A 12,065-nucleotide genomic window follows, 5' to 3' on the forward strand; every position below is an offset into this window, starting at 1 on the left:
TAACGTTCTGTCCGGTCAGATCTCACGCGGAGCTACTTGCTGGGTCGGATCGGGGCGCGATGCTGGCCTTGCGGTCAGTCCGTTTCCCCGATCCGCCCGCCGAACCCGGCGTGCCTCTCTCAAGGCACCGGGCTCTCTACGTGTCTTGTCTCTTTGGTCAGCCGTCGGTTGTGACGGCTGCCGGTTCCGGGACGGTCCACGCGTTCGGAATCGTGTGACCGCGGTAGCGGTAGCGGACCACTTTGACGCTGGCAGCGCCGGTGAGCTCGCGACCGTCACAGGCGATCTTCCATGTGCCCGGCAGGCAGAATCTGCGTCGCATCTCCTGTCTGCTGAGCCGAGAGTGTTTTCGGAAGATCCAGTTCGCGACACAGCGCCATGTGAAGCCGTCGATCGCGTTGAACACGTCCTTGGACGCTCCGTGCCGGAAGTAGTTCGCCCGCCCCCGCAGCATCCGGTTGAGGCTGAGAACCAGCTCGTCCAGGTCCTGATAGAGGGTTGACCTGTGGGTCTTCGCCTTCACCTTGTCCTTGATCGACTGAACGGCCTCCTTCAGTGCTTGATGGACCGGTGAGGTGCCGGATCGGCGTAGTCGTCGAGCGCGACGGTGTCGGCCACCGACTCCAGACCTCGGCTGACCAGGCGTTTGGGCAGGTAGCGCACGAGTCGTACGGACTGGTTCCGCAGCCACATCTGTGCCCGCGTGTCCGGCATCAGGCCACCGTCGCCGGCGGTCCGGGCGAAGTGCTGGGCCCGGTCGACGAACTCGCGCATGCCCCTCTCGTACGCGGCATAGGCCACCCGCTGGTTGCCCCCGGCCTTGAACAGTTCACCGGCGAGCACGTAGGCGCCGACCAGGGCGAGGCTGGTGCCGATCCCGGACATGGGAGAGGCGCAGAAGGCGGAGTCTCCCACCAGCACGGTCCGGCGGGTCGACCAGGTGCCGACCTGCACCTGCTCGACCCGGTCGAAGTAGAAGTCGGACGCGTCCCAGATCTGCGGCAGGAAAGCGGGGACCTCCCATCCCGCGTGCTCGAAGGTGCGCGCGACGACTTGCTTCTGCGCGGCGACGTCTCGCCGGTCGAACTCGAGCCCGGGGGCACGGAAGAAGAACCCCGCGAGGGCCCTGCCCGGTTCGGTCAGCGGACGCAGGCCCGCTGTTCTGCCGGCACGGCCGTCACCACCGGGCATGGTGTACATGAGTTGCCAGCCGTCCAGATCCACCTCGGACGTGACGGAGAAGAGCGCGATGAAGGAGCCGAGGTCGCGGACGTAACGGTCCTCGGGGCCGAACGTCAGCCAGCGCACGCTGGAATGGACGCCGTCCGCACCGACGAGCAGATCGAACCGCCTGGAGACCCCCTTCTCGAATGCCACTGTGATGCCGTCCTCGTCCTGCAGCACGTCGGTGATCGCGTCGTCGAAGACGTACTCGACGTCGTCGCGGATCGCGTCGTGGAGGATCCGGGCCAGGTCGGTGCGCAGGAGCGCCCACTCGGCGACCGGCCCGCCGGACGGCCCGAACACGTCGGTGCCCAGGCTCGCCACCCGCTTGCCGCTTTCGTCGATGAAGGCCATGCCGCGGGCTCCGATGCGAGCGTGGCGGATCTGCGGAACGAGGCCCATGCGTTCGATCACCTGCCGCGCGGTGCCCCGGATGTCGACGGCGTGACCGCCCGTGCGAGGCGCCGGCGCACGCTCCACCACCGTCGGCCGGAATCCGTACCGGCGTAGCCAGTACGCCAGAGCCGCCCCGGCGATGCCGCCCCCTGACACGAGGATGTCCCTGTTCTTCATTCGCCCTTCCCCCACGTTCGTGACTACGGCGTATCTTCGCCTTGTGCGTACACCGTATGGGCGCTGTGAGGGCGTGTAATCACGTTCGTGAGCAAAAGTGAACTAGTGCAAGTGACAAAGTGAACTAGTACGCTATACCTGTCATGTCCCCGTCGGACCGGAGGACCACGTGCCATCGACGCAGCGCCCGGAGCCGCCCTACCGGGCGATCGTCGCGGAGATCCGCTCCTGGATCGACGGCGGCGATCTCCGCCCCGGCGACCGAGTGCCGTCCATCCGGGCCATCGCACAGCGGTGGGGCGTCGCGATCGCGACCGCGACCAAGGTGACGGCCGCTCTGCGCGAGGAGGGCCTCGTCGAGACGAAGGGCGGTTCGGGCACAGTGGTCAGCCCCCGGGCCGGCCGTCGGCCCGCTCGCCCGCAGCACCGCGACACCACGGCCGCGCGACAGGCCGAATCGGCCGACCAGGAGATGCTCCGGACGCGCATCCTCCGCGCCGCCGTCGACCTCGCCGACACCGAGGGGCTGCACGCGCTGTCGATGCGCCGGCTCGCGGCCAAGCTGGAACTCGGGCCGATGTCCCTGTACCGGCATGTCACCGGGAAGGAGGAACTGCTGGTCCAGATGGCCGACATCGTGTTCGGCGACCTCGATCTGCCCGAGCGCGGACCGCAGGGGTGGCGCGCCAAGCTCGAACTAGTCGCCCGTCAGCAATGGCGGCTCTGTCAGCGGCACGTGTGGCTGCCCCATGTCGTCTCGTTCACCCGGCCCGTTCTGGCCCCCAACATGATGGCCCACACCGAGTGGACCCTGCGGGCGCTCGAGGAGCTCCATCTCCCCATGGACGTCCGGTTCCAGGAGACGCTCACCCTGCACGCGCTCGTCGTCACCGTCGGGCTGTCCAAGGCAGCCGAGGCCGAGGCCGAGCGGAACACGGGCATGACCTTGCAGCACTGGTCGGAAGCCGAGCGCTCGCGCCGGCAGGAACTCCTCGCTGACGGAAGGTTCCCCCTCCTGGCGACGATCTCGGGCGATGCGGCGCCCGATCTGGACGTCTTGTTCGAGTACGGCCTGGCCCGCCATCTGGACGGATTCGCGGCCCTGGTCGGCGACCAGGGCTCCTAGGCACGAGCCATCTGTGAACGTGTTCAGCCGCCGAGGCGATCGCGGCCGCCGTACGGAGTTTCAGGGGTCCCGAGTGACTGCCCGCCTTGCGTTCAGGCGAAGTCAGGCGCTTGGTCGCATGCCCCTTTGGCGAACGCGCGCGATGCCTGCGCCCTGGGTTTGACCTTGACCCTAGGTCAGGGTGCACGCTGAACGGGTGAGCAATTTCAACTCCGCGTGGACAGGCATGGTGCCGATCGACGACACCGCGCTGGCCGTGACCGACACCGGTGGGCCCGGCCGCCCCGTGATCTACCTCAACGGCCAGTTCGCCAGTCAGGCGTACTGGCGGCAGGTCATCGCCGAACTCGGCAGCGACTACCGGCACATCACCTACGACATGCGGGCCCGCGGCCGATCGAAGCGTTCGGCCGCGGCCGCTTCGTTCGAGACGCACGTCCGTGACATCGACGCCGTCCTTGCGGCCAGAGGCGTGGACCAGCCGCTGCTGGTCGGCTGGTCCTACGGCGCGCCGGTCGCGGTGCACTGGGTCAGCCGGCATCCGGACCGCGCCCTCGGGGTGGTGTCCGTGGATGGCGCCTACCCGCACGACTACCCCGACGCACCCCCGGAACGGATCCGGCGGCTGTGGCGCCGGTCGCGATGGCTGCTGCCGATGCTCTCCACTCTGGGCATGGCCGCGAAGATGTCCGCCGAGCAGCATGCCCAGAGCAACATCGAGCTCATCGAGATCTCCGCCGCCCTCGGCCCGATCCTGGACGGTGCGACCTTCCCGGTCCGGTACGTGGTAGCCACGGGCGCCAACCTCGGAGGCGGCCATGATGAAATGGAGAGCGCGCGCGCCACCCTCGCCCCGGTGCTTGCCCGCAACCCCAACATCAAGGTGAGCGCGAAGGTCGTCAGCAACCACAGCAAGATCCTGAGGAAGGACTTCCGCGCGGTCGCGGACGCGGTTCGTGAGCTCGCCGACGCCCCACGATCACGGGGCCGGCGGAGCAGATGACGGACGGCGTCACGATCGGCCAGGCGGCGGCCTTCGCCGGCGTCACGGTGAAGGCCATCCGGCACTACCACCAGCACAGGTTGATCGACGAACCCCGGCGCGACAGCTCCGGATATCGACGCTACGGATCGGCCGACCTGCTGCGGCTGGTCCAGATCCGGACACTGGCCGGCGCCGGCGTGCCGCTGGCCGAAATCGGGGCGATCCTCGACGCCGATCCCGACCGGTTCGCCACCGCACTCGTCGACGCCGAACGGCACCTCACCGACCGGATCGACGATCTGATCGCGCGGCGTGAGACGCTGCGCCGGCTCGCCACCGGCGACCGGGCCCTGCTGCCCGAACGCGCTCTCGCTCTCCTGGACCGGGCACCCGATCTCGGCTTCACCGTGGACGATGTGACGATGGCCCGGGAGGGCCTGGTGTTGATCAAAGCCCTGGTGCCGGAGGGCTTCAACGACTACATCTCCCGGATCGAGCGCGCCCTCGACGACCCTCAGTACATGTCCTTGATCAAGCGCATGTGGCATGCCGCCGAGTGGGAGCCGGACGACCCTCGCATCGACGAGCTTGCCACGGCCATCGCCGACCACTTCATCGCTCATCCCGCACTGCTGCCCATCCCGGCCGGCCTCCAGGACCGCACCGACAGGGCGATCCGGTACAGCCTGCTCACCTACCACGGACAAGAGCGGAAGCCGGGCTGGACCCGGCTGACCGCGTTGATCGAAGCGCGTCTGCGTTCGGCCGGCATCGACATCGCGGACCAGACTCCCCTTGACTGAGACCTGCCATTGGCGCCAAGGTCGTTCGTCACTCAGAGAGGATCACCTGACTGTTGACCCGCTGGCCCCGGCCCGAGGTCGAGCTGTTTGCTCATGCCGAGCTCGAACTTGCCGTACAGGTTCAGATGGCTCCAGAACAGAGCCGACACGGACCCGAGCGGGGGCCCGGGAGGCGCGTCAGGGGATCGCGGTCTCGATCCGGGCGAGGTGGGCGGTGAGGATCTCATCGAACGCGGCACGGCGGTCGGCCCCGAGGGGGCGGATCTCGCGGGCGAAGTGGGCCAGGGCGGGGAAGCGGTCGGGGTCGGCCCCGAGGACCGCGACGCGGAACTGCTCCATGCCCTGTTCGTACTCGTCCGGGGTGAGGGTGCCGACGCCGGCCTCGGAGACGATCAGCGCGGAGAGAAGGATCACGAGCCGGTGGTAGCGGGACGGAATCTCCTCATCGGGCAGGCCGGAGGCTCGCAAGGCCTGTAGCGCCTCCTCCATGACCAGCCGGGAACCGGTACCGCCGGATCCGTAGCGTCCCCAGATCGCGGCGAGCTGGGGGTGCTGGCCGAAGGCCTCTCTCAGGCGCAGGGCTGTTGCGATGATGCGCTGCTTCCAGTCACCCTCGGGGCGGTAGCCGTCCATCGCGGCCACCAGGATCCGGTCGGCGACCGCGCGCAGAAGCTCGGTCTTGTTGCGGAAGTGCCGGTAGAGGCTGGAGGAGTCGGTCCCGAGCGTCGCGGCGAGCCTGCGGACGCTGAACGACTCGGCGTCGCCCGTGCGCAGTAGATCCGCCGCCGTGTCCAGGATTTCCTCCGTCGACCAACGCCTTCGGCCTGCCATCTCGCCCCTCTCGTCCACGCCCGGCCCAGCCTATCTTATGCACTTGCTGATGCACGCACCGCGTGCATAATGGAGGCGTCTGCTGACTGAAAAGAGAGAAGGAGAGATGAGCGAGACCACTACCGTCGAACGGCCGCTGGAGCCGGACTTCTCCACGATGACGGTCAAGCAACTGATCGCCTACCGCGCCGCGGAGAACCGCTGGCGGGCGTCCGGCGCGGCGCGGGCGATCCTCGGGGAGCCGGACCCCGAGGCCGCCGTCGAATGGCGGAACGTCGCGCTGCCGGGCCGCGACCTTCCGGTCCGGGTGTACCGGCCGGTGTCTCCTGCCGGTGGCGAAACCACCGCCAGGACCGGTCTGCCACTCGTGGTCCATGTGCACGGAGGCGGTTTTGTGGGCACAGCGGCACAGTGCGACTGGACCAACAGCCGCCTCGCCGCCCGGTTGCCCGCGCTCGTCGTCTCCGTCGAGCACCGCCTCGTCTCCCCGGACAGCCCGCTCGCGAACGCCGCCGACGACGGCTGGGACGTGCTCCGGCACATGGTGGAAAACGCCGCACGGTGGGGCGTCGATCCAACGCGTACGGCCGTCGCCGGCGAGAGCTTCGGCGCGCTGGTCAGTGCCCTGACGGCCGTCCGGGCCCGGGACACAGGCCTGCGGCTCCGGGCGCAGGTGCTGGTCAACCCCGTGGTCGAGGTGACCGAGACGATGTGCGACTACCCCTCCATGGCCGAGTACGCCTACAGCCCGACCCCTGCCCTGTCGCTCCTGCGGTTCCTGCGACGGCTCGCCGTCCCGCCGGGAACCGACGCCCGCGCGTTCTCGCCGCTGTACGCCGATGATCTGAGCGGGCTCGCCCCCGCGCTGCTCGTGGTGCCGACCAAGGACGCGGTCGCCGATCACGGCCGCCGCTACGCCGAGCGACTGCGGGCGGCCGGGACGTCCGTACGGCTCACCGAGTATCCGGGGGCGCGGCACGCGTTCCTCACCCTGCCAGGGGTGGAACCGCAGGCCGAGGTCGCCCAAGCGGAGATCCTCGAGTTCCTCCGCGCGGCCCTGGCGGGGTGACGGGGCAACGATGCGCACCACCTCAGCGGCGTCTCCGGTCCTTCATGCCCCTGGCGACCAGTGCGGCGTCTTCGCCCACCCAGCCCAGCAGGGCCGAGCCGCGGCAGCGCTGGAAGGGCAGGCCCAGGTAGGCCAGGCCGGGTACCGGGCTGATTCCCCCACTGTGGCGGGGCAGCCCGTCGGCCAGGGCGCCGGAACCCGCAGCCAGCGGTAGTCGGGACGGTAGCCGGTCGCCCAGATCACGCTCCGCGGGGCGACGGTCCGGCCGTCGGCGGTGCGCAGCAGCGGGCCGTCGGCGGCGGTGACGCGGTCGACGACGCGCACTCCCATCCGGCGCAGGCCCCGGGGACCGAGCCCGATGAGGGGATCGCGGTCGCGGACACGGCGGCCGAGCCGGCTGGTGACGGGCGCGCGGACCACGCCGAGTGCCTGTAGCCAGGTGAAGACGTCGGTGCCGAGGACCCGCTGGGGCAGGACCGGTTGCCGTGCGCCGAGGGAGAGGGTGACCGCCTCGAAGCCCGCCCCGGGGGCGGGGCGCAGCAGGGAAACGGTGGTGCCGAGCCGGACCGGCAGCTCGAAGTGGGCCGCGTAAGCCCGCAGATAGTCGGCCACCTCGTCCTTGCCCGGATAGCGGTCGGCGCCGGGCATGGGCAGGCCGGGTAGCGCGCTCAAGGAGGCGGGGGTGAACAGGCGCAAAGAGTCCCAGCGGCGCCGCCAGGACTCGCCCAGCCGCGGGTGGGCCTCCAGCAGCAGTACGTCATGTCCGGCCAGGCGCAGTTCACGGCCTGCCGCGAGCCCCGCCTGTCCGGCGCCGATCACGAGAATCACGCAATCAAGCCTGGCCGAGAGAGTGGCGGCGGGGCTTGAACGATCCTGCTATCGGGTTCGTCCGTGACGCCCCGGCCTTCAGCCCGGAGAGCGCGTCAAGAAAGCCAGCGCACCCCGGCCGTCAGGGTGGAGGGGGCCTGACCCATCATCCGGCGGACCACCCTGGTCAGGTGGGCGGAGTCGGCGAACCCGGCCGTGTGCGCGGCCTCGGTGAGCAGGGCGCCGTCCGCCAGCGACGACATCGCCACCCGTGGCCGCGTCCACAGCACGTAGGGCCGGAACGGCAGCCCCAGCTCGCTGGCGAACAGATGGGACAGCCCGCTGTCGGACAGGTGTCAGGCCGTGCCGGGTGCGGGCCACCGCATGGCCTTCCAGCCCTTCGGCGACGGCGAACAGGAAGGCCAGCGTGGCGGCCTCGCCGTACTCGCCCAAAGCCACCGCGCCGGCGGCGGCGACGGTCATCAGCAGGCCGACACCGAGCCGGCCGTGTGACAGGGCGCGCAGCGTACCGGGTACGAACGTGGCCGCGCCGGTCGCCAGCGCCGCGAGCTGCAGCACCGCCCGCCAGATGCCGGATGCGGGGAGGGAGGCCAGCAGCAGCGCTCCGGAGACCGTGGCCGCCTGCAGCTCTCGCACCCGCCATATCGCCGAGGGCGCCGCCGCGGGCGTGTCGTCCCGGTGCGTGTCGGGGGCACAGCACGCGTCAGACATGATCCGTCTCCTCCTGGGCGACGTCGGCCGTGCAGGCGTAGTCGCCGGGAGCGCAGGCCTCTCCGGCGGAGGAGTTCCCGCCCTGGTCGACCAGCAGCACCAGGGAGGCCAATTCGGCCAGGGCGTGCGCGAGCTTGGCGTCGGCCAGCTCGTAGCGCACCCGGCGGCCGACCGGGACGGTGCGCACCAGCCCGCAGCCGCGCAGGCAGGCCAGGTGGTTGGAGACGTTGCCGCGTGTCATGCCGAGGCGTTCGGCCAGGTCGGCGGGGTAGGCGGGTTCGTTCAGCAACTCCAGTAGCAGCCTGCGCCGGTTCTCGTCGGCCAGCGCGGTGCCGACGCGGGCCAGTGCTTCGGCGTTGACGGCCACGGCGAGGGCAGGGCGGTCGGAGCTCTCCATGCCTTGGGCGATACAGCGGATCCTGAATCAAGCCAAGAGTTGATTCAGTTAGGACTGAACAGTGGGGGATCCGGGCCACGGCGGTCCGCCGCCGCGGTCGGGGATCGGATTCCGGTGTCATGCCGAAGGAGGCTTGCATCCGGTGCCTAGGTACAGGTTTACCGTCGAGACATGACACAGGACATCGCCGTTGACCTGGGATGGGTCCCTTCCTCCTGCGCCCTTACCATCGCCGGGCGCCCTCTGCGCGTGGCCGAGTTCGACGCCCTGTTCGCCGACGCGGTGCGGGGCGTGGCGCGGCCGGAGCACACCCGGCTGCGCCTGGACCTCGCCTTCAGCCCGGACAACGCCGCCCGGGCCGCCGAACTGACGGCCGGGGAGAACGGCTGCTGCTCCTTCTTCGCCTTCACCCTGACCGTCACCGGCGGCGGCCTCACGCTGGAGGTGACGGTGCCGCCCGAGCACGTCGACGTACTGGACGCGTTGCAGTCCCGCGCGAGCACCGCAGCCGCGCTCTGAGCCGGGGAGACGACGGTGACGGACCGCGTGCCCGCACTCCTGGAAACCGGGCCGGTCACCGGAGCGGAGCGGCGGACATGAGACAGGACATCGTGCCGCAGGGGCCGTACCTGCGCAGCGGGCAGGTGGCCGAACGCGCCGGGGTCAACCCGCAGACCCTGCGCTACTACGAGCGGCGCGGCCTGATCGCCGAGCCGGTGCGCGGCCCCGGCGGCCACCGCGCCTACCCTCCCGAGACGGTCACCCTGCTGACCGTGATCAAGGCCGCGCAGCGGCTCGGCTTCACGCTGGAGGAGGTCACCGAACTGCTCGACACCGGACGGAGCGGCCCCTCACGCGGGCGATCCCGGCCGCCAGCGGGGGCTCGCGCCGGTGTCGAGCAGGGACCACCGCCCGTCGGGGTGCAGTTCGTCGTCGTAGTAGAAGACGGTGGAGGGCAGGCCGAGAGTCGGGCCTTCGTGCGCGACGAAGGCCTCGCAGGCCGCCTGCCGCAGCCGGTGGGGGTCCACGGCGAGGGTGTCGGCGGCGACCTGGACCAGGCGCTCCAGCGCGTGGTGGGCCATGAAGCTGTCGTAGGCGAGGCTGAAGACGTGCGCGGCGGGGTGCCGTACGTCGCGGGAGATGATGTTGACCGGTGGCAGTGGACGCGTCAGGCCCTGCCGCAGGCGGATGGCCGGGTCGACGTTGATGGCGCAGTCCCGGTAGAAGACGGCCGTGCGACGCCCGTCGAGGTCGTAGCCGAACAGGGTGTTCTGGCCGTGCATCTCCAGGGCACATCCGGTGCGCGTGGCGGCGCGGGTCCACAGGGCGACCATGGGTGCCACCACGCGGCGGACCAGCCACTGCGTCGGGTCTTCGCCGCTACGGGAGATGAGCTGCGTCAGCACGGCGGGGTGCCGAGGCTGGAGGATGTCACGGCCGTACAGGGCGAACAGCGGCACCGTGTACCGCAGGGGCGAGGCGAGGATGTCAGTGGTGGCGGAGTTCCCGCCGGGCGGTCCGACGGCGGTGCCCGTGCGCGGGCCCGCCTCGCGGACGAGGAAGCCCCAGGCGTCGTGCGGCCGGTGTCCCAGAACTCCGCCCGCCACCTCGCAGAGCACGGGGAGCTCGTTGCGGGTCAGTTCCGCGGCCGTCCACAGCTCAAGGGTGATGATCGGTTGCCGCAGGCGGCGGGTGAAGCGTGACAGCCGTTTTGGGTAGTGCAGTTTGACGAAGTGCGGCTCGGTGGACGCGCCGCCGACGCGTTCGACGAACACGGTGCGGGCGTTGGCGGAGGGTACGACGGTCAGCTCGGGACCGCGTCGCAGGCGGCGCAGCGTCTGACGTTCCGTAAGGTCCGGGTAGGCGAGCGTCTCCGGATGGACGGGCAGCAGGAATTCGTCCGCGCCGCCGTACAGGCCGCTCACCTTGCTCGGCAGGTCTCCGGCCAGGAACGTGCCCACCTCGGGCGGCACCCGGAAGGTGGGCACCTGGAAGCGTGGCAGTCCCCGTTGCGGGTGGTAACGGTCGCCGATGTCCAGGTGCGCCGAGTAGGCGCTGTAGTCACGGGTGCCGCCGCCCAGGTATCGCTCCGCGTACTGCCAGGTCTGCTGCGGGTCTCCGGACTCGTCGATGATCACGATGCGCCCTCCCGGTCGAGGTAGTGAAAGGTGGGTTCGGGATGCATGAGGAACTGGTGGTGGGACAGGTTCCAGGCGTAGGCGCCGGCCAGACCGAAGACGATCAGATCGCCGGGGCTCAGCCCGGTGACGGACACATTTCGGGCGAAGACGTCCTTGGGGGTGCAGAGCTGGCCGACCAGGGTGATCGTGCCGCTGTACGCGGGTGTCCGGCCGGTGGGGCGGATGACGGTGAACGGCTGGTCGTGTCCCCTGGCGACCGGGGTGCGCAGATGCTGGGTACCGCCGCGCAGCACCGCGAAACATTGTCCGTGGCTGGTCTTGATATCCAGGACGTCGGTGACGTACCAGCCTTGGTAGGCGCACAGCGAGCGTCCAGGCTCGACGCGCAGCGGCCCGGGGGAGCGCAGGGCCACCAGGGCGGCACCGTAGGCCGTCCAGTCGAAACGACTGTCCGGATCCGTGTAGTCGACCAGCATCCCTCCGCCGAGATCGATCTCGGGATGCTCGACGTCCGGCAGGTGCCGGTTCAGCCAGGACGAGGCCCAGGTGACGACGTGGGCGGCCACCTCGGCCATCTCGGGGGCGGGCAGGCCCCACGCCAGGTGGGTGTGGATGCCGCGCATGCGGATCCGGGGAGTCGCGCGCAGGATCGGCAGGCACGCCTCCAACGTGGGTTCGTCCATGCCGAACGGCGTGACGGTTGTGGCCTGTCCGTTTACGGCGGGCGGACGCAGATTGGCCCGCAACAGGATGTCCACCGGCCGCCCTCGGGTGATCCGGGCGATTCTGGCGAGTTCGCCGGGGCTCTCCACGTGCACCCGTTCGACGCCGAGTTCGAGCGCGAGGTTCAAATCGGCGCCGGTCTTGCCGGGGCCGCTGAAGGCGACCCATGCCTGCGGCAAGAGCTTTCGTACGAAGGCCAGTTCACCGCCCGAGGCCACCTCGAACCCGTCAACGAAGGGCGCCAGGGCGCGCAGAACCCGTGCGTCGGGGTTGGCCTTGACGGCGTACAACACCTGAGCGGCGCCGTTCATCGCACCGGTGACCACACCGGCGTGGCGGCGAAGGTCGTCCAGATCGTAGATGTACGCGGGCAGCATGTCTGCCGCCGCGAGTCGCAGAGCCTTCGCCTGCGGGAGCATCGCACCTCCAAGGTCGGGTTTCGCGCATGGCTGTGACACGACGCCTCAGGGCGGGTCACGTCGGGGGACGTCGTTTTCCGTGACAACCGAAGTCCCCGGTGAGGGGGTTCAGCCCATCCCGTTCCGGCAGGCCGGGACGGGCTTGGCGCGAGCGGGCGCACGGACGAGACCGTGCTCAGGGCTTCGGCCTTGTGACCCCGGGCCGGGGGAGCGGGTCAGGGCGAGGGGCGGGGTC

General features: G+C 70.2%; 14 protein-coding genes and 1 pseudogene. 7 read left to right on the forward strand and 8 right to left on the reverse strand.

What is annotated here, in order from left to right; all coding sequences use genetic code 11:
• Nucleotides 1-157: 157 nt before the first annotated feature.
• Together ACFYY8_RS18115 and ACFYY8_RS18120 are read right to left on the reverse strand one after the other, a co-directional pair.
• A complete protein-coding gene (locus ACFYY8_RS18115; protein WP_390042426.1) occupies nt 158-556 on the reverse strand; it encodes a group II intron maturase-specific domain-containing protein in 399 nt (132 codons plus the stop codon).
• On the reverse strand, nt 553-1,797 hold the full coding sequence (locus ACFYY8_RS18120) for an FAD-dependent monooxygenase (RefSeq protein ID WP_390042107.1): 1,245 nt from the start codon (nt 1,795-1,797) through the stop codon (nt 553-555). The genes ACFYY8_RS18115 and ACFYY8_RS18120 overlap by 4 nt, the downstream gene beginning before the upstream one ends.
• A 169-nt stretch (nt 1,798-1,966) precedes the next feature.
• Here ACFYY8_RS18120 and ACFYY8_RS18125 point away from each other — a divergent pair, with 169 nt between their 5' ends.
• The 3 genes from ACFYY8_RS18125 (at nt 1,967) to ACFYY8_RS18135 (ending at nt 4,711) form a co-directional block, all read left to right on the forward strand.
• Nucleotides 1,967-2,923: a TetR/AcrR family transcriptional regulator C-terminal domain-containing protein gene (locus tag ACFYY8_RS18125; RefSeq protein ID WP_390042109.1), complete on the forward strand. Its 957-nt coding sequence runs from the start codon at nt 1,967-1,969 to the stop codon at nt 2,921-2,923.
• A 196-nt stretch (nt 2,924-3,119) separates the two neighbouring features.
• Nucleotides 3,120-3,926, forward strand: coding sequence for an alpha/beta fold hydrolase (locus ACFYY8_RS18130; RefSeq protein ID WP_390042111.1), 807 nt, complete (start codon nt 3,120-3,122; stop codon nt 3,924-3,926).
• Nucleotides 3,923-4,711 carry a MerR family transcriptional regulator gene (locus ACFYY8_RS18135; RefSeq protein ID WP_390042113.1) on the forward strand — a complete coding sequence of 263 codons (789 nt, stop codon included), beginning with the start codon at nt 3,923-3,925 and terminating at the stop codon, nt 4,709-4,711. Before ACFYY8_RS18130 ends, ACFYY8_RS18135 begins: the two co-directional genes overlap by 4 nt.
• 177 nt (nt 4,712-4,888) lie before the next feature.
• Here the strand turns inward: ACFYY8_RS18135 and ACFYY8_RS18140 are convergent, their stop codons facing one another.
• Nucleotides 4,889-5,542 (reverse strand): TetR/AcrR family transcriptional regulator, encoded by a 654-nt coding sequence (locus ACFYY8_RS18140; protein WP_390042115.1) that lies wholly within the window; start codon nt 5,540-5,542, stop codon nt 4,889-4,891.
• A 106-nt stretch (nt 5,543-5,648) separates the two neighbouring features.
• Here ACFYY8_RS18140 and ACFYY8_RS18145 point away from each other — a divergent pair, with 106 nt between their 5' ends.
• Nucleotides 5,649-6,611 (forward strand): alpha/beta hydrolase, encoded by a 963-nt coding sequence (locus ACFYY8_RS18145; protein WP_390042117.1) that lies wholly within the window; start codon nt 5,649-5,651, stop codon nt 6,609-6,611.
• Nucleotides 6,612-6,653: 42 nt separating this feature from the next.
• Here ACFYY8_RS18145 and ACFYY8_RS18150 read toward each other — a convergent pair whose 3' ends face one another.
• Nucleotides 6,654-7,439, reverse strand: a complete 786-nt coding sequence (locus ACFYY8_RS18150) for an FAD-dependent oxidoreductase (protein WP_390042119.1) — start codon at nt 7,437-7,439, stop codon at nt 6,654-6,656.
• Between the two features lie 95 nt (nt 7,440-7,534).
• A complete protein-coding gene (locus ACFYY8_RS18155) occupies nt 7,535-7,771 on the reverse strand; it encodes a helix-turn-helix domain-containing protein (protein ID WP_390042428.1) in 237 nt (78 codons plus the stop codon).
• Between the two features lie 31 nt (nt 7,772-7,802).
• On the opposite strand from ACFYY8_RS18155, the gene ACFYY8_RS18160 reads away from it, so the two are divergent.
• Nucleotides 7,803-7,931, forward strand: coding sequence for a hypothetical protein (locus tag ACFYY8_RS18160; RefSeq protein WP_390042121.1), 129 nt, complete (start codon nt 7,803-7,805; stop codon nt 7,929-7,931).
• Nucleotides 7,932-8,142: 211 nt separating this feature from the next.
• On the opposite strand, the gene ACFYY8_RS18165 is transcribed toward ACFYY8_RS18160, so the two are convergent.
• Nucleotides 8,143-8,547 (reverse strand): winged helix-turn-helix domain-containing protein, encoded by a 405-nt coding sequence (locus ACFYY8_RS18165; RefSeq protein WP_390042122.1) that lies wholly within the window; start codon nt 8,545-8,547, stop codon nt 8,143-8,145.
• A 171-nt stretch (nt 8,548-8,718) separates the two neighbouring features.
• Between ACFYY8_RS18165 and ACFYY8_RS18170 the strand changes: the two genes are divergently transcribed.
• Together ACFYY8_RS18170 and ACFYY8_RS18175 are read left to right on the forward strand one after the other, a co-directional pair.
• The gene (locus ACFYY8_RS18170; RefSeq protein WP_390042124.1) at nt 8,719-9,066 is read left to right on the forward strand and encodes a hypothetical protein; all 348 of its coding nucleotides are present in this window, start codon (nt 8,719-8,721) and stop codon (nt 9,064-9,066) included.
• Nucleotides 9,067-9,143: 77 nt separating this feature from the next.
• A pseudogene (locus ACFYY8_RS18175) lies at nt 9,144-9,368 on the forward strand (MerR family transcriptional regulator); the annotation flags it as partial.
• Between the two features lie 30 nt (nt 9,369-9,398).
• Here the strand turns inward: ACFYY8_RS18175 and ACFYY8_RS18180 are convergent.
• Both ACFYY8_RS18180 and ACFYY8_RS18185 read right to left on the reverse strand, forming a co-directional pair.
• Nucleotides 9,399-10,685 (reverse strand): ferric iron reductase, encoded by a 1,287-nt coding sequence (locus ACFYY8_RS18180; RefSeq protein ID WP_390042126.1) that lies wholly within the window; start codon nt 10,683-10,685, stop codon nt 9,399-9,401.
• Complete coding sequence (locus ACFYY8_RS18185; RefSeq protein WP_390042128.1) at nt 10,682-11,830, reverse strand: alanine racemase; 1,149 nt, start codon at nt 11,828-11,830, stop codon at nt 10,682-10,684. Before ACFYY8_RS18185 ends, ACFYY8_RS18180 begins: the two co-directional genes overlap by 4 nt.
• Nucleotides 11,831-12,065 lie beyond the last annotated feature (235 nt).

It is taken from the genome of Streptosporangium sp. NPDC001559 (genome assembly GCF_042893955.1).
Lineage (GTDB): Bacteria > Actinomycetota > Actinomycetes > Streptosporangiales > Streptosporangiaceae > Streptosporangium.